The organism is Nocardioides panzhihuensis (assembly GCF_013408335.1).
Taxonomy (GTDB): Bacteria; Actinomycetota; Actinomycetes; order Propionibacteriales; family Nocardioidaceae; genus Nocardioides; species Nocardioides panzhihuensis.
In genome coordinates, this window is the sequence record NZ_JACBZR010000001.1 from 3868355 (window position 1) to 3889092 (window position 20738).

General features: G+C 68.1%; 20 protein-coding genes. 8 read left to right on the forward strand and 12 right to left on the reverse strand.

Going from position 1 to position 20738, the window contains the following annotated elements; genetic code table 11:
• Nucleotides 1–2: 2 nt before the first annotated feature.
• Nucleotides 3–764: a lysophospholipid acyltransferase family protein gene (locus BJ988_RS18325; RefSeq protein ID WP_179659378.1), complete on the reverse strand. Its 762-nt coding sequence runs from the start codon at nt 762–764 to the stop codon at nt 3–5.
• A 50-nt stretch (nt 765–814) separates the two neighbouring features.
• On the opposite strand from BJ988_RS18325, the gene BJ988_RS18330 reads away from it, so the two are divergent.
• Nucleotides 815–1663, forward strand: a complete 849-nt coding sequence (locus BJ988_RS18330; protein WP_179659380.1) for an alpha/beta fold hydrolase — start codon at nt 815–817, stop codon at nt 1661–1663.
• On the opposite strand, the gene BJ988_RS18335 is transcribed toward BJ988_RS18330, so the two are convergent.
• Together BJ988_RS18335 and BJ988_RS18340 are read right to left on the reverse strand one after the other, a co-directional pair.
• The gene (locus BJ988_RS18335) at nt 1660–2607 is read right to left on the reverse strand and encodes an LCP family glycopolymer transferase (protein ID WP_179659382.1); all 948 of its coding nucleotides are present in this window, start codon (nt 2605–2607) and stop codon (nt 1660–1662) included. The genes BJ988_RS18330 and BJ988_RS18335 overlap by 4 nt on opposite strands.
• Nucleotides 2604–3281 (reverse strand): hypothetical protein, encoded by a 678-nt coding sequence (locus BJ988_RS18340; RefSeq protein WP_179659384.1) that lies wholly within the window; start codon nt 3279–3281, stop codon nt 2604–2606. The genes BJ988_RS18335 and BJ988_RS18340 overlap by 4 nt, the downstream gene beginning before the upstream one ends.
• A 220-nt stretch (nt 3282–3501) precedes the next feature.
• Here BJ988_RS18340 and BJ988_RS18345 point away from each other — a divergent pair, with 220 nt between their 5' ends.
• Complete coding sequence (locus BJ988_RS18345; RefSeq protein ID WP_179659386.1) at nt 3502–7248, forward strand: multifunctional oxoglutarate decarboxylase/oxoglutarate dehydrogenase thiamine pyrophosphate-binding subunit/dihydrolipoyllysine-residue succinyltransferase subunit; 3747 nt, start codon at nt 3502–3504, stop codon at nt 7246–7248.
• 58 nt (nt 7249–7306) lie between these two features.
• On the opposite strand, the gene BJ988_RS18350 is transcribed toward BJ988_RS18345, so the two are convergent.
• Nucleotides 7307–9490, reverse strand: coding sequence for an MMPL family transporter (locus tag BJ988_RS18350; protein ID WP_179659387.1), 2184 nt, complete (start codon nt 9488–9490; stop codon nt 7307–7309).
• A gap of 76 nt (nt 9491–9566) precedes the next feature.
• On the opposite strand from BJ988_RS18350, the gene BJ988_RS18355 reads away from it, so the two are divergent.
• Nucleotides 9567–10262: a TetR/AcrR family transcriptional regulator gene (locus BJ988_RS18355; protein ID WP_179659388.1), complete on the forward strand. Its 696-nt coding sequence runs from the start codon at nt 9567–9569 to the stop codon at nt 10260–10262.
• Between the two features lie 12 nt (nt 10263–10274).
• Nucleotides 10275–10451 carry a DUF6104 family protein gene (locus BJ988_RS18360; protein WP_179659389.1) on the forward strand — a complete coding sequence of 59 codons (177 nt, stop codon included), beginning with the start codon at nt 10275–10277 and terminating at the stop codon, nt 10449–10451.
• A 128-nt stretch (nt 10452–10579) separates the two neighbouring features.
• On the opposite strand, the gene BJ988_RS18365 is transcribed toward BJ988_RS18360, so the two are convergent.
• The 3 genes from BJ988_RS18365 to BJ988_RS18375 are packed head-to-tail and all read right to left on the reverse strand — an operon-like array spanning nt 10580 to nt 13051.
• The gene (locus BJ988_RS18365; RefSeq protein WP_179659390.1) at nt 10580–10783 is read right to left on the reverse strand and encodes a hypothetical protein; all 204 of its coding nucleotides are present in this window, start codon (nt 10781–10783) and stop codon (nt 10580–10582) included.
• A 26-nt stretch (nt 10784–10809) separates the two neighbouring features.
• Nucleotides 10810–11934 carry a fatty acid desaturase family protein gene (locus tag BJ988_RS18370; protein ID WP_179659391.1) on the reverse strand — a complete coding sequence of 375 codons (1125 nt, stop codon included), beginning with the start codon at nt 11932–11934 and terminating at the stop codon, nt 10810–10812.
• A gap of 22 nt (nt 11935–11956) precedes the next feature.
• On the reverse strand, nt 11957–13051 hold the full coding sequence (locus tag BJ988_RS18375) for a flavin reductase family protein (RefSeq protein WP_179659392.1): 1095 nt from the start codon (nt 13049–13051) through the stop codon (nt 11957–11959).
• Nucleotides 13052–13197: 146 nt separating this feature from the next.
• On the opposite strand from BJ988_RS18375, the gene BJ988_RS18380 reads away from it, so the two are divergent.
• Nucleotides 13198–13833, forward strand: coding sequence for a TetR family transcriptional regulator (locus BJ988_RS18380; protein ID WP_179659393.1), 636 nt, complete (start codon nt 13198–13200; stop codon nt 13831–13833).
• Nucleotides 13834–13836: 3 nt separating this feature from the next.
• On the opposite strand, the gene BJ988_RS18385 is transcribed toward BJ988_RS18380, so the two are convergent.
• The 4 genes from BJ988_RS18385 to BJ988_RS18400 all read right to left on the reverse strand — a co-directional run bounded on the left by BJ988_RS18385 (nt 13837) and on the right by BJ988_RS18400 (nt 18365).
• Nucleotides 13837–15354, reverse strand: coding sequence for an MDR family MFS transporter (locus BJ988_RS18385; protein ID WP_179659394.1), 1518 nt, complete (start codon nt 15352–15354; stop codon nt 13837–13839).
• Nucleotides 15355–15585: 231 nt separating this feature from the next.
• The gene (locus BJ988_RS18390; protein WP_179659395.1) at nt 15586–16554 is read right to left on the reverse strand and encodes a zinc-binding dehydrogenase; all 969 of its coding nucleotides are present in this window, start codon (nt 16552–16554) and stop codon (nt 15586–15588) included.
• Nucleotides 16555–16613: 59 nt separating this feature from the next.
• Nucleotides 16614–17825: an NAD(P)-dependent malic enzyme gene (locus BJ988_RS18395; RefSeq protein ID WP_179659396.1), complete on the reverse strand. Its 1212-nt coding sequence runs from the start codon at nt 17823–17825 to the stop codon at nt 16614–16616.
• A 189-nt stretch (nt 17826–18014) separates the two neighbouring features.
• Nucleotides 18015–18365, reverse strand: a complete 351-nt coding sequence (locus BJ988_RS18400; protein ID WP_179659397.1) for a S24/S26 family peptidase — start codon at nt 18363–18365, stop codon at nt 18015–18017.
• Between the two features lie 54 nt (nt 18366–18419).
• Here BJ988_RS18400 and sodN point away from each other — a divergent pair, with 54 nt between their 5' ends.
• The 3 genes from sodN to BJ988_RS18415 all read left to right on the forward strand — a co-directional run bounded on the left by sodN (nt 18420) and on the right by BJ988_RS18415 (nt 20133).
• Nucleotides 18420–18821, forward strand: coding sequence for a superoxide dismutase, Ni (gene sodN / locus BJ988_RS18405; RefSeq protein ID WP_179659398.1), 402 nt, complete (start codon nt 18420–18422; stop codon nt 18819–18821).
• A 132-nt stretch (nt 18822–18953) separates the two neighbouring features.
• On the forward strand, nt 18954–19334 hold the full coding sequence (locus BJ988_RS18410; protein ID WP_179659399.1) for an ATP-binding protein: 381 nt from the start codon (nt 18954–18956) through the stop codon (nt 19332–19334).
• Between the two features lie 49 nt (nt 19335–19383).
• Nucleotides 19384–20133, forward strand: coding sequence for a SigB/SigF/SigG family RNA polymerase sigma factor (locus tag BJ988_RS18415; protein WP_343051676.1), 750 nt, complete (start codon nt 19384–19386; stop codon nt 20131–20133).
• Nucleotides 20134–20136: 3 nt separating this feature from the next.
• On the opposite strand, the gene BJ988_RS18420 is transcribed toward BJ988_RS18415, so the two are convergent.
• Nucleotides 20137–20508 (reverse strand): hypothetical protein, encoded by a 372-nt coding sequence (locus tag BJ988_RS18420; RefSeq protein ID WP_179659401.1) that lies wholly within the window; start codon nt 20506–20508, stop codon nt 20137–20139.
• Between the last annotated feature and the right edge of the window lie 230 nt (nt 20509–20738).

Genomic DNA, 20738 nt, shown 5'->3' on the forward strand with positions numbered 1-20738 from the left:
AGCTAGGACTTCCGCTTCGCGGCCTTCCGCTGGGCGCGGAGCCTGCGCTCCTCGGCGTACATCGCCTCGGCCTCCTCGAGCGTGGGGGCCGAGCCGCCGTACGCCTTCGGCAGCCACCACGAGCCCGGAGGCTGCTCCTCGGCGGGGTGCGCCTTGATCAGCCGGTCGAGCATGCCCTCCATCTGCGCCTTGAGCGCCGCGGTCTCGGCGGCCGGGTCCTCACCGGTCACCGGCAGCGGCGGGCCGATCTCGATGCCGACCGTCTTGTGACGCGACAGGTCGACCTTCTGACCCTTGGTCATGATCCGCTGGGTGCCCCACAGCACGACGGGGATCAGCGGGACACCGGCCTCGGCGGCGATGCGCACGGTGCCGGTCTTGAGGTCCTTGATCAGGAATGAGCGCGAGATCGTGGCCTCGGGGAAGATCCCGACGACCTCACCGTTCTGGAGGTAGTCGACGGCCTTCTGCATCCCGGCCGCGCCGTAGCTGCGGTCGATCGGGATGTGATGGAACGAGCGCATCACCGGGCCTCCGACGGGGTGGTCGAAGACCTCCTTCTTGGCGATGAAGCGGGTCAGCCGACCACGCTCGGCCCCGGGGAACCCGGCCATGACGTAGTCGACGAAGGAGAGGTGGTTGACCGCCAGCAGGGCACCGCCCGACTCCGGGATGTGCTCCACGCCGGTCATGTTGATCTTGATGTCGCCGAGCTTGAACCAGGTGCGAGCCGCGGCGATCGTGACCGGATAGCTGATGTCCATGCCCGAATCGTGTCACGTGGGGGTGAACTTCGTCCGACTAGCCTCGGTCCGTGAGCACCCTTCACGTGACGACCACCGACGGGCTCCGACTGGCGGTCACCGACTTCGGCTCTCCCGGCGACACCCGCCCGACACTGGTCTGCGTCCACGGCTACCCCGACAACTCCAGCGTGTGGCTCCCGCTGGTCCGGATCTTGGGCGGCGACCTGCGGATCGTGACGTACGACGTGCGCGGCCACGGCAGCTCGCAGGCACCGGCCACGCGCGAGGGCTACCTGGTCGAGCAGCTCAACGCCGACCTGCAGGCCGTCATCGACACGGTCAGCCCGGCCGCGCCGGTGCACCTGCTCGCCCACGACTGGGGCTCGACCCAGACCTGGGAGGCGGTCGCCGGAAACGTACCGTCCGAACGGATCGCGTCGTTCACATCGATCTCCGGACCGAGCCTCGACCAGACCGGGGCCTGGCTGCGTACGCCCGGCAGAACCGTCCGTGGAGTGCTCGCGCGCCTCAGGCAGGGTGCCGGGTCGACCTACATCGGGTTCTTCCAGGCGCCGCTGCTTCCCGAGCTCGCCTGGCGTTCGGGCCTTCTCGACCGGATCGTCGGTGGCTCGGCCCTCGACCGCACCCGCTCCGACCGGATCAACGGCCTCGAGCTCTACCGAGCCAACGCGATCGCCCGGATGACCCGCCCGCGGCCGCGTCCGGTGACCGTCCCGGTCCAGGTCATCGCCCCGATCGGCGACGCCTACGTCAGCCGCGCCCTGGCGGCCGAGGCCCCGAAGCCGTACGTCGCAGACCTGACGGTCCACGAGATCGAGGGCTCCCACTGGGTGGTCGCCGACCATCCCGAGCGGGTCGCGCCGCTGGTGCGCGACTTCGTGAGGGCTAGGAGCTAACCGCGGCAGCCGCGGTTGAGCCGGCCGTCGTTGCGCGCGTCGTTGCCCATCGCGCGGGCTGCTCCGACGTTGGGGAAGACCACGCTGGCGGCGCCGGCGTTGCCGATCCCGCCGGGAAGGACGCAGGTGCGGACCTTGCTCGGGTTGATCGCGGCGACGGCGTGGGCCAGCTGGTAGAGGTCCCGGCCGGAGAGGCCGGTGGTGTGCATCTTCTTCATCACCAGCGAGACACCCTTGGCCATGAAGCCGGTCTCGTTCTGACGGGCGACGATCTTGCGGTGGATGCCGCGGATGACCCGGGACTGGTTGGCCGAGCGGTCGAAGTCGCCGCCGGGCAGGGTCTTGCGGGCCCGTGCGAAGTCGACCGAGTGCGGGCCGCTGATGTGGATCCGGCCCTTCTTGAAGCCGTAGCGCGCGACGTAGGGGTCGCTGAAGGCGCGCGGGTTGTCGACGTCGACCCCGCCGATCCCGATCACCAGGTCGCTCATGCCGGAGAAGGAGGTGACGAAGACGTACTGCGGCTGCACGCCGACCAGGTTGCCGACGGCCCGGCCCATCAGCTTCGGGCCACCCAGGGTCAGCGCCTCGTTGATCTTGGAGCGGCCATGACCGGGGATGTTGACGTAGGAGTCGCGCGGGATGCTGATGTCGGTCGCATGGCCCGAGGACGGGTTGAAGCCGATCAGGTGCAGCGCGTCGCCGCGGCTGCGGGTGACCTTCTGGCCGGGGCGGGCGTCCGAGCCGACGGCGAGGACCCAGATGGTGCCGCCCTTGCGGGTGTGCTGGGCGACGTCGAGGCCCTTGGCCCACTTGGTCGCGATCAGTTCCGCACGCGGCTCGGCGACCTGGGCGTCGGGCACCAGGAAGGCGGTCGTCGCGAGCACCAGGCCGAGCGCCAGCGTGGTCAGGAGACGGCGGCGTACGAGCTTCGTCAGAGGGTTCACGGCTTCTCTCCCGACTTGGTGGTCGCGGACAGGCTGGGCGACGGGGACGGCTGCGTGGCCGCCGTCTCCTCGCGAGTGATGTTGAAGCCGAAGACGGCCCAGGAGCTCTTGGTCGGCACCATGTCGAGGCTGCCGCGGACGATCTGGCGCGACTCGCGCTCGCCGGTCGTGTCGTAGACCAGCCGCACCCGCGCGACCGCGCCGACCGGGTAGTTGTTGTTGGCCAGCAGGTCGACGTGGACGTCGCTGGAGACTACCTCGACGCTGTCGATGTGGGGAGCGATCGTGGCGCTGCTCATCAGGCTCATCTGCTTGCCCGCCTGGGCGACCGCGCCCTTGGAGAATCCCGGGAAGACGTTGCCGTAGGTCGAGGTCGCGCGCGGGAAGTCACCCCCGACGTACGCGGCCTGCAGCCAGCTGTCGACGACAGCGGAGACGTTGGCGGCAACCGCCTGGTGCCGGCTCTTGGGGAACTTGCCCTGCACGTGGATGAGCTTGGCGGCCGACTTCACCTTGGGCGGTGGCGGCGGCGACGCAGACGACGAAGCGGCGGGCTCGTCGGGCTCACCACCGCATCCGGCGAGCGCCACCGTGCCACTCAGGAAGGCCGCCGTGAGTGCCGTCGCGACGCGCCGACCGGTCGACCGACTGCGCCTTGTGCTGCTGCTCGTCATGTGGGGGATCCGCCTCGTCGACGTGCTCTCGGACCGGGCCACTGTACGCACAAGGACCCGGGTTGCAACTCCGCCCAGCAGGTAACGCAAGATGTGTGACGGATTACATCCTGTCCACAGGTGGAGCCTGCATCGGGCATTTGCGTGTTCGGGGGGATAGCCTTGCCCGTGGGCAACCCATTTCTTACAGTGCGAAAATTCGGAAGAGGCGAATCAAGCCGTGTCCTCAGGCACCCCGTCCCCCAACACTGCCGACATCCCAGCGGAATTCGGCGCCAACGAGTGGCTGGTCGAGGAGATGTACGACCAGTACACGAAGGATCCCAGCAGTGTTGACCCCGTGTGGGTGAAGTTCTTCGAAACAAACGGACAGCCAGGCGCGTCGCAGAACGGTGCCTCGGCCCCGGCCACGCCCGCTGCCAAGTCTCCGGTCCCGACCGCGCCGGCCGACGCTCCCGCCAACGCGCCCGCGCCGACCACCCCCGCCTCGACCGAGGCGCCGGTGGCGAAGGCGGCTCCGGCTCCCAAGGCCAAGCCGCGCCCGGCCTCCCAGGCAGCGGAGCCGGCCACGGGCACCGCGAAGCCCACTCCCAAGGACGCCCCGAAGCCGACCGCCGTCGCGGTCACCGACGAGCCGACCTACACCACGCTGCGCGGCATCCCGGCCGCCACCGCCAAGAACATGGACGTGTCGCTCTCGGTGCCGACCGCGACCTCCGTGCGCAACATGCCGGTCAAGCTGCTATGGGACAACCGCACCGTCATCAACAACCACCTCAAGCGCGCTCGCGGTGGCAAGGTCTCCTTCACCCACCTCATCGGCTACGCCATCATCAAGGCGATCAAGGTGATGCCGGCGATGAACAACACCTACGCCGAGATCGACGGCAAGCCGACCCAGGTGACTCCGCCGCACATCAACCTCGGTCTGGCCATCGACCAGCAGAAGAAGGACGGCACCCGTCAGCTGGTCGCGCCCTCCATCAAGGGCTGCGAGCTGATGGACTTCGCCGGCTTCTGGACGGCGTACGAGGACATCGTCCGCAAGGCCAAGGACAACAAGCTGTCCATGGCCGACTACTCCGGCACCACGGTCAGCCTGACCAACGTCGGTGGCATCGGCACCAACAACTCGGTGCCGCGGCTGATGCAGGGCCAGGCCGCGATCATCGGCGTGGGCTCGATGGACTACCCGCCCGAGTTCCAGGGCGCCTCCCCCTCGAAGCTCGCCCAGAACGCGGTCTCGCGGATCATGACGATGACCTCGACGTACGACCACCGGGTCATCCAGGGCGCGCAGTCGGGCGAGTTCCTGGCCACAGTCCACAAGCTCCTGCTCGGTGAGAACGAGTTCTACGACGAGATCTTCGCGTCGCTGCGGATCCCCTACGAGCCGATCCGCTGGAACCAGGACATCGACACCACCCACGACGACCAGATCTCCAAGCAGGTCAAGGTCGGCGAGATCATCCACGCCCACCGCGTGCGTGGTCACATGATGGCCGACACCGACCCGCTGGAGTACAAGCAGCGTTCGCACCCCGACCTGCAGATCGAGTCGCACGGGCTGACGCTGTGGGACCTCGACCGCGAGTTCCCGGTCGGCTCCTTCGCCGGCGGCCGCAAGCCGTTCATGAAGCTGCGCGAGATCCTCGGCGTGCTGCGTGACTCCTACGTCCGCACCACCGGCATCGAGTACATGCACATCCAGGACCCCGAGCAGCGCCGGTGGATCCAGGACCGCGTGGAGCGGCCCTACGACAAGACCCCGCGCCAGGAGCAGCTCCGGATCCTGTCGAAGCTCAACGAGGCCGAGGCCTTCGAGACCTTCCTGCAGACGAAGTTCGTCGGTCAGAAGCGGTTCTCCCTCGAGGGCAGCGAGACCGCGATCCCGGTCATCGACGAGGTCTGCGAGGCCGCTGCCGAGGCCGGTCTGGACGAGGTCACGATCGGGATGGCCCACCGCGGTCGCCTCAACGTGCTCGCCAACATCGTCGGCAAGTCCTACAACCAGATCTTCCGCGAGTTCGAGGGCAACATCGACCCGCGCACGGTCCAGGGCTCCGGCGACGTGAAGTACCACCTCGGCGCCGAGGGCGAGTTCGTCTCCGACCTGGGCGACAAGATCAAGGTCTCCGTCGCCGCCAACCCGTCCCACCTCGAGACCGTCGACCCGGTCCTGGAGGGCATCGCCCGCGCCAAGCAGGACGTGCTCGACCAGGGTCCCGTCTTCCCCGTGCTGCCGCTGCTGGTTCACGGTGACGCCGCCTTCGCCGGCCAGGGTGTGGTCGCGGAGACGCTCAACCTGTCCCAGCTGCGTGGCTACCGCACCGGTGGCACGGTCCACCTGGTCATCAACAACCAGGTCGGCTTCACCACCTCGCCGGGCTCCTCGCGCTCCTCGCTGTACGCCACCGACGTCGCGCGGATGGTCCAGGCGCCGATCTTCCACGTCAACGGCGACGACCCCGAGGCCTGCGTGCGAGTCGCGCGGCTCGCGTTCGAATACCGCCAGGCGTTCAACAAGGACGTCGTCATCGACCTCATCTGCTACCGCCGCCGCGGGCACAACGAGGGCGACGACCCGTCGTTCACCCAGCCGATGATGTACGACCTGATCGAGCAGAAGCGCTCGGTCCGCAAGCTCTACACCGAGTCGCTGATCGGTCGTGGTGACATCACGATCGAGGAGGCCGAGCAGGTCCTGGCCGCCTACCAGGCTCGCCTGGAGCAGGTCTTCACCGAGGTGCGCGAGGCCGACAAGATGCCGCAGGCCTGGGAGACCGTCCCGGACTACCCCGAGAAGCCTGCCGGCGAGACCGTCACCGCGATCACCCAGGACGTGCTGAAGCGGATCGCGGATGCGTACGTCACCCCGCCGGAGGGCTTCACGGTCCACCCGAAGGTGATGCCGCAGCTGCAGCGTCGCGCGACCCAGATCTCCGACGGTGGCATCGACTGGGCCACCGGCGAGACGCTCGCCTTCGGTTCTCTGCTGCTCGACGGCCGCCCGGTGCGTCTGGCCGGTCAGGACTCGCGTCGCGGCACCTTCGTGCAGCGCTTCGCGACCATGATCGACCGCAAGAACGCCGACGAGTGGACGCCGCTGAACAACCTGACCGAGGAGCAGGCGAAGTTCTACGTCTACGACTCGCTGCTCTCGGAGTACGCCGCACTCGGGTTCGAGTACGGCTACTCGGTGGCCCGCCCGGAGGCGCTCGTCCTCTGGGAGGCGCAGTTCGGCGACTTCGTCAACGGTGCCCAGTCGGTCATCGACGAGTACATCTCGGCCGGCAAGACCAAGTGGGGCCAGGACTCCGGCGTCGTGCTGCTGCTGCCGCACGGCTACGAGGGTCAGGGCGCCGACCACTCCTCGGCTCGCATCGAGCGGTTCCTCACGCTGTGCGCCGACGAGGCGATGGTCGTGGCTCAGCCCTCCTCTCCGGCGTCCTACTTCCACCTGCTGCGCACCCACACTCTCGGCGAGGAGCACCGCCCGCTGATCGTCTTCACGCCGAAGTCGATGCTGCGTCGCAAGGACGCCGCCTCACAGCCGGCCGACTTCACCTCGGGTTCGTTCCAGCCGGTCATCGCCGACACCGAGGCCAACCCCTCGAAGGTCAGCACAGTGCTGGTGGTCTCCGGCCGTCTGACCTGGGACCTCGTCGTGGAGCGTAGGAAGCGGGAGCGTGAGGACGTCGCGATCGTCCGCGTCGAGCAGCTCTACCCGTGGCCGACCGAGGAGCTCGCGACCGAGCTCGCGAAGTACCCGAACGCCAAGGTCAAGTGGGTTCAGGACGAGCCCTACAACCAGGGCCCGTGGCCGAGCTACTACCTCAACGTGGTTCCCGAGCTGGGCCGTGAGGTCGAGCCGATCACCCGCCCGGCTTCCTCCACCACCGCCGTCGGCACCATCAAGCGGCACACGGTCGAGCAGAAGGAGCTCATCGAGCGCGCCTTCGCCTGATCCGCTCCACGCAAGGCCCCTCGGTGCTCGCACCGGGGGGGCCTTCGTACGTCCTGAACTAGACGGGGACCGGGATCGGCTCCTTCACCGGCTCCTCACTCAGACCGACCTTGCGATGCAGGCGCCGCAGCGGTCGTGGCGCCCACCAGGCCGCCTCGCCGAGCATCCGCATGGCCGCGGGCAAAAGGATCCCGCGGATGAGGAACGCGTCGATGAGGATCGCCAGACCGACGCCGAGCCCGAAGAACTTCATGAAGCTGATGTCGCTGACCAGGAACGCGAAGAAGCTGGTCGCGATCAGGGCCGCGGCCGTGGTGACGATCCGGCCGGTGCGGGCCAGCCCCTGCACGACCGCCTCGACATTGCCCAGGCCACGCCGTCGCATCTCGGTGATCCGGCCGAGCACGAAGACCTCGTAGTCCATCGACAGTCCGAACGCGATGACCAGCAGCAGCACGACCATCGAGACGTTCAACGGCATTGCGGTGAACCCGAGGGCATCGGCACCCAGGCCCTCCTGGAAGATCGCCACCGTCGCGCCGATGGTCGCGCCGAGGCCGAGGATGTTGAGCACCAGCGCCCGCAACGGCTGGATCAGACTGCCGGTGAAGAGGAACAGGATCACCACCATTGCGATCGCGAGCCCGCAGGCGGCGTACGGGAGCTTGGCACCGATCGCGTCCAGGGAGTCCAGCAGGTCCGCGGCGCCGCCGCCGACGAAGGTCTCCGTGCCTTCCGGCGACCGGACGTCGCGGACGTCACGGACCAGGTCACGGGCTTCCTCGGACTGACGGTCGAGCTGGTTGACGACGGCGAGCTGGTCCGCGCCGTCGCCAGAAGGCAGGACCGGCGTCGTCGAGACGAGGGTGCCATCGGCGTACGTCCCCAGGCGGGTGTCGACGCGGTCGACGTCGTCGACACGGGAGAGGTCGGCGGCGTACGTGCCGAGCTCATCGTCCGCGACGGTCGAGGTGGTCACCACCGTGACGGGGCTGGTGCTGTCACCGTCGAACTCCTCGCGGAGCAGGTCCCCTGCCTGGCGGCTGTCGGCCGTCGTCGGGAGCACCCGGTCGTCGGGAGTGCCGAACTGGATCCCCGCCAACGGCGCGGCCATCGCGAGCAGGACGGCGACCACGGGTAGCGCGACCCAGGGGCGGTTGGTGACGAACCTGGCCAGGCGGGTCCAGAACGGGGCCGGACCACCGCGCAGTCCGCGCACGCCCGGGATCCGGAGCGCATCGATCCGGTCACCGAGCAGCGCGATCGTGGCCGGGAGCATCACCACCGCGACGACGGCCGTGATCACCATGACCCCGATGCCGGCGTACGCCGAGGAGCGCAGGAAGTAGAGGGGGAAGATCAGCAGCGAGGCCAGCGAGACCGCGACCGTTGAGGCGCTGAAGACGATGGTCCGACCTGCTGTCTCCACCGCGCGTACGACCGCTTCGGCGTGTGCTGCCCCAGCCGCTCGTTCCTCGCGGACCCGAGCCACCATCAGGAGGCCGTAGTCGACGGCGAGGCCGAGTCCGAGGCCGGTCGTGACGTTGAGAGCGTAGACCGAGACGTCGGTGAACGAGCCGAGCACGGAGAGCTCCGCGAAGGTGCCGGCGATCGCGAAGCCGCCGACACCGAGGGTGACGAAGGCAGCGACGATGTTGCCGAAGGCCAGCATGAGCAGAGCGATCATCAGCGGGATCGCGATGGCTTCGGCGAGGGCTAGATCGCCGCCGAGCTGACTGCTGATCTCCTCGAAGGTGGCGAGCTGGCCGCCGACGTGGACGGTCGTGGTGTCCTCGGTGGCTCCAGCATCGGAATAGCGGTCGATCACTGCCGCGGCGTCGATGTCTTCGGGGTCCTTCGCGCCGACGGAGATCAGACCGTGAGCACCGTCCTCGGAGACCACGCCTCGGGCGGGCGCGTCGAGATAGGAGACCACGTCCGTGAGCTCGTCGTCGGCGCGGAGGCGGTCGACGAGCGCCTGGGCGTCTTTCGCGGCTGCACCCTGGGTCACGGTGCCTTCGTCGGCGCTGACGGTCAGGAGGAATCCGGCGTCGTTGCCGAATCCCTCCTCGAACGCGACGGCGGCGCGGCTGCTCTCCGAGGCGGGGTCGTCGAAGCCGGCGTCGTCGAGCTTGCCGAAGGCCGAGGTGGCCAGATAGATCGCGCCGAGGAGGGCGACCAGGCCGATCACCAGGACCCGGCGCGGATTTCGCACCACGAAGGTGCCGAGTCGGTGGAACATGAGTCCTCCAGAGGAATGTGTGCAGGCGTAAACTTTGCAGGTGTTAACTTTCCCTTCGATGTGGGCAGGTGTCAACATGAATTCCGTGAACTCCTCAGCAAGCTCGGACGAGGGCTCCCGGCCCTACCACCACGGCGACCTCCGCAACGCGCTGGTCGATGCGGCCGCGACCCTTGCCGAGCAGGGCGGCCCGGACGCGGTGACGATCCGCGCGACGGCCCGCGCGGTGGGGGTCACCCCAACCGCCACATACCGCCACTTCGCTAACCAGTCCGACCTGCTTCACGCGGCCAAGCACGAGGCGATGGAACGACTGACCGCGACGATCCTCGAGCTCCTCAGCGCCGAAATACCCGCGTCCGACCCGGCCGAGGCCGCGGTGCAGCGTCTAGCCGCGGCCGGGCGAGGGTATGTCCTCTTCGCGCTCGCCCAGCCAGGACTGTTCCGCACCGCCTTCTGCCCTCCCGCCACGGGCGAGATCCATCCGCCCGGCGAGCTCTCCCAGATCCTCGCCGAGGCCCCGCCGTACGCTTTCCTCACCACCGCTCTCGACGACCTGGTCGAGGCCGGCTGGTTGGCAGCCGAGCTCCGCCTCAATGCCGAGACGGCCGCCTGGGCCGCGGTCCACGGCCTCTCGGTCCTTTTCGTCGACGGGCCCTATCGCCACGTACCCGCACCCGATCGCGACGGGCTCATCAACGCCACCCTCGGCATGGTCGTACGCGGCCTCTCCGGCGGCCCGGCCTCCGACTCACCGACGAACGCAGAATGAAAGACTGAGCCCATGTACTTCACCGACCGCGGCATCGAGGAGCTCGTCACCCGTCGGGGCGACGAGGAGGTCACCCTCGCCTGGCTCGCCGAGCAGCTCCAGGCCTTCGTCGACGTACACCCCGAGCACGAGACCGCCGTCGAGCGGTTCGCCACCTGGCTCGCCCGCCTAGACGACCCCGAAGACTGATCGCCGAAGCGTCACTTTCTGACGCCGAAGCGTCGAAAACTGAGGCCGAGAAGTCAGTTTCCTGACTTCTCGGCCTCGAATTTCGACTTCTCGCTGCCAGAAAGTGACCTCTGGGCGTCAGAAACTGACTACTCGGGGAGGTCTTTCTCGGCTCGCTTGGCTGCGGCGCGGAGCTCGAAGAGCTCGGTGGCGAGGCCGCCGACCGCGACCGCTACATCCTTCACCGCGCCGGTGATGATCATGGTGACCTGGCCGACCGTGGTGGCGGTGACCTCGACGGCGCTCTGCGCGACATCCTTACGGATCTCGTTCTTGCTCAGCTCTGGCTCCATGACAACCCATTGTGGCTGGTCAGGCGTCATGCTGCGACCCCCTCGAGCGCAGGGGCGCTCCGCACCTCAGCAGCAGCGGGCTTCTTGCGGTCGGGGAGGGCGAACTTGCAGATCTTCTTGAAGACGCCGAGCAGCTGCTGGTGCAGCGGGCCGGTGTTGTAGGAGAGGCCGTAGCGCTCGCAGATCTCACGGACCTCCTCGGCGATCTCCGGGTAGCGACGCGCGGGGAGATCGGGGAAGAGGTGGTGCTCGATCTGGTGGGACAGGTTGCCGGACATGATGTGGAAGGTGCGGCTTCCGGTGATGTTGGCGGAGCCGAGCAGCTGGCGGTAGTACCAGTGGCCCTGGGTCTCGTCCTCGCACTCCTCCTGCGAGAAGGTGGCGACACCGGCCGGGAAGTGCCCGCAGAAGATGATGTTGAACGTCCATACGTTGCGGATGATGTTGGCGGTGAAGTTCCCCGCGAAGGTGAGCGGTGCGAGCGGACCGGTGAGCAGCGGGAAGAGGACGTAGTCCTTCATCGTCTGCTTCTTCACCTTGCGCCAGATCCGGGCGCCGATCTCCTTGTTCTCGGCCCACGTCCGGCGGCCGGCGACGAGCTCGTCGACCTCGAGGTCGTGCATCGCCACGCCCCACTCGAAGAACGTCATCAGCAGGAAGGCGTACAGCGGGTTGCCGAGGTAGTACGGGTGCCACTTCTGGTCCTCGTCCATCCGGAGGACGCCGTAGCCCACGTCGCGGTCCTTGCCCACGATGTTCGTGAACGTGTGGTGCATGTAGTTGTGGCCGTACTTCCAGTTCTCGGCCGGGGCCATCGTGTCCCAGTCGAACATGCGCGAGTTGAGGTGGGGGTCGCCCATCCAGTCGTACTGGCCGTGCATGACGTTGTGCCCGATCTCCATGTTGTCGAGGATCTTGGAGATCGACAGGCAGGCGACCGCCGGGACCCACCCGACCACGGGCAGATAGAAGAGCGCGCGGCCGGCGAGCTCGAAGGCGCGCTGCTTCTTGACGATGTCGTAGATGTACGCCGAGTCCTTCTCGCCCAGGTCGGCGACGATCCGCTGGCGGATGGCCTCCATCTCGGCGCCGAACGCATCCAGCTCCTCGGGGCTCAGTCGGCGGTTTCCGGTGTTCTCAACAGTGGTCATGGATATCTCCTCGAGGGAATCGTCAGAGGTCCACGGAGCAGTCGCCCTCGGGCGTGCTCACGCAGATCCGGATCTGTTCGTCAGGGAGCTCGGAGGTCTCGCCGGTCAGGACGTTGCGGACCCGTCCGGAGCTCTTGTTGGTCGTGCAGGAGAAGCAGATCCCCATCCGGCAGCCGGACTCGGGGGTCAGCCCCGCGGCCTCGGCCTGGTCGAGGATCGTCGCGCCGTCGTTGGCGACGGACTTACCGGTGCGCGCGAACGCCATCTCGCCGCCGGCGACACCGGCGGTCCTGGGCGGCTTGAAGTACTCCACACGGAGCGACTCGGTCCCGTCGTACGCAGCCTGGGCCGCTTCGATGAGCGACGCCGGACCGCAGGCCCACGTCGGCACCTCGCGGTAGCCCGGGACGAGCTTCTCCAGCAGCGCCGGGGAGAGGTAGGGCGCCCCATCGGCGGTGTGGAGGATGTGCAGGTCGACGCCGTGACCCTGGCGACGGATCTCATCGAGCTCGTCGGCGAAGATCTGGCGGTCGGCGCTGGGCGCCCAGTGCAGGAAGGTGACCTTGCCCCGGTGCGTACGCCGCTGCAGCGAGCGCAGCATCGACATCACCGGAGTGATGCCGGAGCCGCCCGAGATCAGGAGGATGTGCTCGGGCACACGGTCGGGAAGGACGAAGTCGCCCTCGGCCTGGGACAGGTGCACCAGGGTCCCGACCGTGGCCCGCTCGGTCAGGAACTTGGAGATGCTGTAGGGGGTCGCGTGCTCGTCCTCGTGGGCACGCACCGTGATGGTGAGCGGCTCGCCAGGCTTGCTCTCGGTGTTGGAGACGGTGAAGACGCGGGTGGTACGCCGCCCCTCCCCCGTGTCGATGCCGACGCTGACGTGCTGGCCGGCGCGGTGTCCGCGCCAGGTCGAGGTGGGCTGGAGAGTCACGGTCGCCACCCGGGGCGCGCCAGGCGCGCTGACCTCCGGGTGGATGTCGGTGATGCGAGCACGCACCTCGTGTGCTGCCAGCATCGGGTTGATCTGGGTGAGGTAGCGGTCGATGCCATGCGGGGAGGCGAGCGCCGCAACCGTGCGGGAGCGGAGGATCCGGCCGCCGAGGTCGAGTGCCATGTGTTTCGCCTTTCAGTGAACATCTGTACACCGACAACCATGGCTGGTCATTGCCGCACGCGTCAAGACACCGCCCGCGTGGTCCAAATCACGGTGTACAGGTGTGCACCTGACATCCCGCCGGTCGCTGCCCCTAGGATGGTCTGGTGATCGAGACAGGTGCGGAGCCGGAGAGCCGTGCGGAGCGCAAGCTCCGGACCCGGCGAGCGATCCTGGACGCGACGCTGGAGCTGTGCTCCGACAGCTCCCTGACCGCGCTCTCCCTGCGCCAGGTCGCCAAGCAGGTCGGGATCGTGCCGACGGCGTTCTACCGCCACTTCGACTCCATCGAGTCGCTCGGGCTCGCGCTGGTCGAGGAGTCCTTCGACTCGCTGCGAGACCTGTTTCGTGACGTACGCCGCAACGCTCAGGCCGACAAGGACATCGTCGACGGCTCGATCGACGCGCTCGTCGACCACGTCCACCGGCGCCGCAACCACTTCGGGTTCATCGCGCGTGAGCGCGTCGCCGGGCCGCGCTCGGTGCGCGAGGCCATCCAGCGCGAGATCGAGCTCTGCGAACGCGAGCTCGCCACCGACCTGGCGCTGATGACCGGCACGGCCACGTGGACCGCGAAGGACCTGCACGTGCTCTCGTCGCTGTTCGTCACGGTCCTGGTCGCGACCGCCGAGCAGATCCTCTCCACCAGCCGCCCCGAGCAGGAGAGGCAGATCGTCGCCACCGTGCGGACCCAACTGCGGATGCTGCTGATCGGGGTCTATCAGTGGCAGTCCGAGGGGTAGGCCTCAGCAACCGCAGGCGGCCGCCTCGCGTCCGTGCTCGCACAGCTCGGCGAGCTCGGCGTCGAGATCGGCCCCAGGCTCCTCGACGGGCTCCTCGGGCGACTCGGCCCGAGCAGGCAGCATGACGGCCATCACGACCACGATCACTGCGAGCGCGGCGCTGACCATGAACGCGGCCTGCAGGCCGCTGACCTGGGCAGCGACAGCACCGACCTCGTCGATGACCTGGTCGCTGCGTACCGACATCACGGTCACCGCCAGGGCTGTGCCGAAGGCGGCCGCGACCTGCTGGAGCGTGCCCAGGATCGAGGAGCCGTGGGAGTAGAGGTGGGACGGCAGCGACCCGAGGCCGAGGGTGAAGACCGGGGTGAAGGCCGCGGCCAGGCTGACCATCAGGATCAGGTGCAGCACCAGGATGAGCCAGTAGGGCGTGGTGAGCGAGATCTGCGAGAGCCCGGCGAGAGCGGCCACGATGCCGACGGAGCCCGGGATGACGAGCACGCGACCACCGCGCGCGTCGAAGATCCGCCCGACGGTCGGCCCGAGGAGGCCCATCGCGAGACCGCCCGGCATGACCAGCAGGCCGGTGTAGAGCGGGGTGAGCCCACGCACGGTCTGCAGGTAGAGCGGCAGCAGGATCATCGAGCCCATCATCGCCAGGAACGCGATCGCCATCAGGACCAGCGACTTGGTGAAGGTCGGGTGCAGGAAGGCGCGCAGGTCGAGCAGCGGCGAGCCGACTCGCTGCAGCCTCAGCTGGCGAAGCACGAAGCCGATGATCAGCACCGCGCCGAAGGCGACGATGATCACCGGACGCCCGACCTCACCCTCGGCGAACCGGCTGAGTCCGTAGACGAGCGATCCGAACCCGAGCGCGGCGATGACCACCGATGCCCAGTCCACGCTCGTCTTCGAGGTCTCACCGACGTTCTCCAGGCGGCGCAGCCCGGACCAGGCCACGCCGATGGCGATCGGCAGGACCAGCAGGAAGAGCAGCCGCCACGAGCCGAAACCCAGGATCAGCCCGGAGATCGTCGGCCCCAGCGCCGGCGCGACCGAGATCGCCATGGTGACGTTGCCCATCACCCGGCCCCGGTCGCTCTCGTCGACGACCGTCATCAGCGTGGTCATCAGCAGCGGCATCATCACCGCGGTGCCGGCCGCCTGGATGACCCGGCCGGCGAGCAGGATGCTGAAGACCGGGGCGATCGCCGAGATCAGGGTGCCGGCGATGAAGATGCCCATCGCCGTGGCGTACGCCGTCCGGGTCGTCACCCGCTGCAGGAACCAGCCGGTCACCGGGATCACCGACGCCATGGTCAGCATGAACGCGGTCGAGACCCACTGGGCGGCATGCTCGGTGACCCCGAAGCTGTTCATCAGGTTCGGGATCGCGTTGAGCATGATCGTCTCGTTGAGGATCACCACGAAGGTGGCCAGCACGAGCAAGTTGATGACGGCAGGAGTACGCCGCTTCTCACCGTCCAAGGGACGGTGCGATGTTGTGACGGCAGCAGTCATGACGAGGTCCTCGGGTCGTACGCAGGGGCCCGTTGCCGCCCGCTCTCATAGATACATCGAACGGGTGGGGCCGATTTCGACATCACGCCACAAGAAACTTTGCGAGCCCCCAGGCAGTGACACTCAATGGTCCCTTGCACAACCGGGGTGAGTCGAACGATATTCCGTACGTCACATCGTGCTGCGTCACATCGTGCTGCGTCACATCGCGCTAGGTCACGACGCTCTGCCTTACAGCGTGAAGACGACCTTCCCGAAGAGATCACCGGCGTGCATCGCCTCGAAGCCGGCCTTGGCCTCGGTCAGCGGCATGGTGCGGTCGATCAGCGGGCGGGTGCCGGTCGCCTCGAGAAGGGAGACCAGGCTCGCCAGATCGTTGCGGGTGCCCATCGTCGAGCCGATCACCTTCAGCTGCAGGAAGAAGATGTTGGTCAGCAGCGCGTCGTCGAGGTCGGCCCCCGACGTGGTGCCGCTGATGATGATCGCCCCTCCCGGTCGCAGCGAGCGGACCGAGTGCTTCCAGGTCGCCCGCCCGACGGTCTCGATCACCGCGTCCACCTTGACCGGCAGCCGCTCACCCGACGCCAGCGCCTCGTGGGCGCCGAGCTCGAGGGCACGTTTCTGCTTCGCCTCGTCGCGCGAGGTGGCGTAGACCTTCAGACCGGCCGCCCGCGCGAGCGTGATCGCCGCGGTCGCCACTCCCCCGCCGGCGCCCTGCACCAGCACCGAGTCGCCCGCCTTGAGCCCGCCCTGGGTGAACAGCATCCGGTAGGCCGTCAGCCACGCCGTCGGCAGGCAGGCCGCCTCCTCGAAGGACATGCCGTCGGGCTTCGCCACCACGTTGCGCCGCGGCACTACGACCTTCTCGGCGAAGGTGCCCTGGTGGCGCTCGGAGAGCAGCGACCGCTTCGGGTCGAGGGTCTCGTCGCCGGTCCAGTCGGGCGAGGAGATCACCGAGTGCACGACGACCTCGTTGCCGTCCTCGTCGAGCCCGGCCGCGTCGCAGCCGAGGATCATCGGCAGCGACTCGGCCTTGAGCCCGACCCCCTGCAGTGACCACAGGTCGTGGTGGTTGAGCGAGGCCGCCTTGACGGTGACGGTCGTCCACCCGTCCGGTGCCACCGGGTCGGGCCGCTCGCCCAGCACCAGGCCGGAGATCGGGTCGTCGGATGAGAACTTCTCGGCGTACGCAGCGAACATGCCTCCGACCCTACCGACTCGGACGGTTGCCCGATCGAGGTACGCAGATGGCGGGACGCTCAGGCCCGAGCGACCCCGTCGATCCGGGCAGCGGCGGCGACGGCAGCGGCCACGGCGGGGCCGACCCGCGGGTCGAACGGCTCGGGGATGATCTTGACCTCCGACAGCTCGTCCTCGACCAGCGCCGCCAGGGCCTGGGCCGCGGCGAGCTTCATCCCCTCGGTGATCGAGGAGGCGTGGACGTCGATCGCACCCCGGAAGATGCCGGGGAAGGCGAGCACGTTGTTGATCTGGTTGGGGAAGTCCGAGCGACCGGTGGCGACGATGCTGGCGTACTTGTGCGCCACGTCGGGGTGGATCTCCGGGTTCGGGTTGGCCATCGCGAAGACGATCGCCTGCTCGGCCATGGTCGCGACGAACTCCTCGGGGACGGTGCCGCCGGAGAGGCCGACGTAGACGTCGGCACCGTCGAGCACCTCAGCCAGCGAGCCCGAGCGGCCGGTGATGTCCGCGGTCACCTCGGCGATCGCCTTCTTGGAGGCGGTCAGATCGGAGCGGGTGGAGGAGATGACGCCCTTGCGGTCGAGCAGGGCGAGGTCCTTGATGCCGAACTCGAGCAGGATCTTGGCGACCGCCACGCCCGCGGCGCCGGCGCCCGAGATGACCACGCGGGTCGACTCCGGGGTGCGGCCGGTCAGCTTCAGCGCGTTCATCAGCGCAGCCAGGGTGACCACGGCGGTGCCGTGCTGGTCGTCGTGGAAGACCGGGATGTCGAGCGCCTCCTTGAGGCGGTCCTCGATCTCGAAGCAGCGCGGCGCGGAGATGTCCTCGAGGTTGATGCCACCGAAGCTCGGCGCCATCCGGATGACGGTCTCGACGATCTCGTCGACGTCGGTGGTGTCCAGGCAGATCGGGATCGAGTCGACGCCGCCGAACTCCTTGAACAGCACCGCCTTGCCCTCCATGACCGGCATCGCGGCGGCCGGGCCGATGTCACCCAGTCCGAGCACCGCGGTGCCGTCGGTGACGACCGCGACGGTGTTGGGCACCCAGGTGAAGGTGCGGGCGAGCTCCGGCTGCTCGGCGATCGCGGTGCAGACTCGCGCGACGCCGGGGGTATAGGCCATCGACAGCGATGCCTTGTCGGAGACCGATGCGGTCGCCGCGATCGCCATCTTGCCGCCACGGTGGAGCTCGAACACCGGGTCGCCGTCGTAGGCGGTGGGCACGGTGGTCGCGGTGGGTTCGGTGGACAGGGTGGACTCGGTCATTGGGGGCCTCCAGAAACTACGGACTCGGGACGTCGGGCGTTCGAACGCGAGCCGAGGGGTGGAGCCGCGCATGGCGCCATCTACAGGGATGTGGTGCCCGGATGGCAGTTTCCCACAGGCTACCGGAGGAAGCGGTTGATGTTTCCTACAAGGTGACCAAGCCCTCATCTGGAGCCCTCGTCCAGAGATTCACCTCAGGATGCGCGGGCGCGGCCAGAGTCGGCCCACGACCACAGCGATCACGTCGGCGTCCACCACGGGCCCGCGATGACGGGAGTCGATCACCCCCGGGGCGGCCGGGTTGTCCGAGAGCAGCCACCACCCGGGACGGCCGGACGCGGTCGTACGCCGCTCCACCGCGCGCTTCACCACGACCGCGCCGTCGGCGAGCCGGGCGACGACCACAGACCCAGGCTCCGGCGTACGTCGGTAGGAGACCAACAACCGGTCCCCTGCCTGCAGCGTCGGCACCATCGAGTCCCCGACGACCTTCGCCATCCCCCAGGCGTGTCGGGGTGCCCTGGTCGCGATGTCATCCATGCGGAGTAGTGTCGCAATCAGTAGGACACATGAACACTCTTTGAGAGGACCCGCATGTTCGCGCGACTTTTCGCTCCCACCATCGAGGTCTCGGCCCACTGCGACCTGCCCTGCGGCGTCTACGACCCCGCCCAGGCCCGCATCGAGGCCGAGTCCGTCAAGGCAGTCATCGCCAAAGCCCTGGACAGCGACGACCCCGACTTCCGCACCCGCGCCGTGCTCATCAAGGAACAGCGCTCCGAGCTCGTCAAGCACCACCTGTGGGTGCTGTGGACCGACTACTTCAAGCCCCCGCACTTCGAGAAGTACCCCCAGCTCCACACCCTCGTCAACGAGGCCACCAAGCTCGCCGGCGCCTCCGGCACCAAGGGCACCCTCGACCTCGAGGTAGCCGACAAGCTCCTCGCCAAGATCGACGAGATCGCCGAGATCTTCTGGGCGACCAAGAAGGCCTGAGTCTTCGCAAGATCTCAGACCGTACGCCGCAGCCGCTCCGATCCCGGAGCGGCTGCGGTGCGTTCAGGGGTCACCGCGACCGATCTCGTTGCATAATCATCGCGACGCCCATCAGAAGGACTGACAACCCAGATGCCCCAGGTCGAGCTGCGCCTTCCCGCAGAAGGTGCTTACGTCTCCGTGCTGCGTACGACGACCGCCGCGCTCGCCGCGCGCCTCGACTTCACCCTCGAGGACATCGAGGACCTGCGGATGGCCGTCAGCGAGGCGGCGGCGATCTGTCTGGAGTGTGCCGCGGAGGCCGCCGATCTGGACATCGTCTTCGACATCGGCACAGACACCGTCGGGGTCACCGTGACCACGACCTGCGACGCCGAAGCCGAGATCGACGAGGAGAGCTTCGCCTGGCAGGTGCTCACCACGCTCGCCAGGGAGGTCACCGCCACCCCCGACGGTGATCAGCTCAGGATCTCCCTGGTCGCCGGAGCGACCCCGCTTGGAGCCGCGCGCTGACATGGCGCAGGAGACGATTCGGTCGTCGAGGTCCCGGAGCGCCAGCGAGGTGGATGGAGCCCGCGCCCGCTCCCGCGAGCTCTTCACGGCCCTTGCCGGACCCGGCCTGACCGACGCGGAGCGGACCGCTGCGCGCGATGAGCTCGTCCACCTCAACATGGCGCTGGTGGAGTACTGCGCCTCCCAGTTCTTCGGACGCGGCGAGCCGCACGAAGACCTCGTCCAGGTCGGCGTGGTCGGCCTCCTCAACGCGGTCGACCGCTACGACCTCTCCCGCGACGTGGAGTTCTCCACCTACGCGGTGCCGACCATCCTCGGGGAGATCAAGCGCTACTTCCGCGACAGCCGCTGGGCCGTCAGCGTCCCCCGTCGCCTTCGCGACCTCCAGCAGAACCTCCGCGAGGCCACCGCAGAGCTCTCCCAGGAGCTCGGCCGCTCCCCCACCGCCCGCGACCTCGCCGCCCGGCTCGGCGTGAGCCTCGAGACCGTCGTCGAGGGCCTGGAGTCCAGCAACGCGTACGCAGCGCTGTCGCTCGACGCCGAGAGCGAGGAGACCGCGCCGATGCTCGACTCGCTGACCGCCCACGACCTGCGCCTGGACGACGTCGAGGTTCGGGAGTCGATCAAGCCGGTGCTCGACAGCCTCTCCGCACACGAGAAGCAGGTGCTGATGCTGAAGTTCTTCCGCAACAAGACCCAGACCGAGATCGCCGCCGAGATCGGCGTGTCCCAGATGCAGGTCTCGCGGCTGCTCAACCGCTCGCTCGTCCAGCTCCGTAAGGCGCTGGAGGAGGACTAGCCGCTACTGCTCTTCGAGCGCGGCGATGCTCGGCGGGGCGAAGATGCCCACGAGCGCGATCGCCGCGACCAGCACCAGTCCGCCCGTGATCGCGAGGTCCTCGCGCAGGTTCCAGGCCAGGCCGAGCACGATCAGCTGGACGAGCACCAGGGGCGCCCTCGACCACGACTCCAGGCGCCAGATCTTGTACGCGCACCAACCGATGCCGGCCGCGCACAGCAGGAAGAACAGCCCGCCCGCGACGGCGGTCGTGAGCGAGGAGGCCTCTGGGATGCGTACGAACTCCAGCGCTCCCCACAGCAGCAGCGCGGCAGTCTCGAGGCCTGCGGCGAACACGGCCAGTAGAAGGGTCCAGGGGCGATGCGGGGCGGTCACCTCAGCAGCCTAGAACGCTGTCCCAGACTCGGGGAATTCGCGGAAGCATACACCACGGCATTTTTGGGTAACTCACCGCGTTACCGAATTGTCTAGCATCAGGAAGACGGAGTGTTACGGTCCGGTGACGAAGCAGACACTGGTTAGGGGTTGTTTCGGCGTCCATTTCTTGGAACTGTAGGAACAGCACGCACGTGAAGACATTCACACATCCCCGCCACGTGCCCACT

Bases quoted from the DNA above. Each gene is read 5' to 3' on its own strand.
- BJ988_RS18325 (WP_179659378.1), bottom strand. From the start codon at position 764: ATGGACATCAGCTATCCGGTCACGATCGCCGCGGCTCGCACCTGGTTC.
- BJ988_RS18340 (WP_179659384.1), bottom strand. From the start codon at position 3,281: ATGACGAGCAGCAGCACAAGGCGCAGTCGGTCGACCGGTCGGCGCGTC.
- BJ988_RS18350 (WP_179659387.1), bottom strand. From the start codon at position 9,490: ATGTTCCACCGACTCGGCACCTTCGTGGTGCGAAATCCGCGCCGGGTC.
- BJ988_RS18355 (WP_179659388.1), top strand. From the start codon at position 9,567: ATGAATTCCGTGAACTCCTCAGCAAGCTCGGACGAGGGCTCCCGGCCC.
- BJ988_RS18360 (WP_179659389.1), top strand. From the start codon at position 10,275: ATGTACTTCACCGACCGCGGCATCGAGGAGCTCGTCACCCGTCGGGGC.
- BJ988_RS18365 (WP_179659390.1), bottom strand. From the start codon at position 10,783: ATGGAGCCAGAGCTGAGCAAGAACGAGATCCGTAAGGATGTCGCGCAG.
- BJ988_RS18370 (WP_179659391.1), bottom strand. From the start codon at position 11,934: ATGACCACTGTTGAGAACACCGGAAACCGCCGACTGAGCCCCGAGGAG.
- BJ988_RS18375 (WP_179659392.1), bottom strand. From the start codon at position 13,051: ATGGCACTCGACCTCGGCGGCCGGATCCTCCGCTCCCGCACGGTTGCG.
- BJ988_RS18385 (WP_179659394.1), bottom strand. From the start codon at position 15,354: ATGACTGCTGCCGTCACAACATCGCACCGTCCCTTGGACGGTGAGAAG.
- BJ988_RS18390 (WP_179659395.1), bottom strand. From the start codon at position 16,554: ATGTTCGCTGCGTACGCCGAGAAGTTCTCATCCGACGACCCGATCTCC.
- BJ988_RS18395 (WP_179659396.1), bottom strand. From the start codon at position 17,825: ATGACCGAGTCCACCCTGTCCACCGAACCCACCGCGACCACCGTGCCC.
- BJ988_RS18400 (WP_179659397.1), bottom strand. From the start codon at position 18,365: ATGGATGACATCGCGACCAGGGCACCCCGACACGCCTGGGGGATGGCG.
- sodN (WP_179659398.1), top strand. From the start codon at position 18,420: ATGTTCGCGCGACTTTTCGCTCCCACCATCGAGGTCTCGGCCCACTGC.
- BJ988_RS18410 (WP_179659399.1), top strand. From the start codon at position 18,954: ATGCCCCAGGTCGAGCTGCGCCTTCCCGCAGAAGGTGCTTACGTCTCC.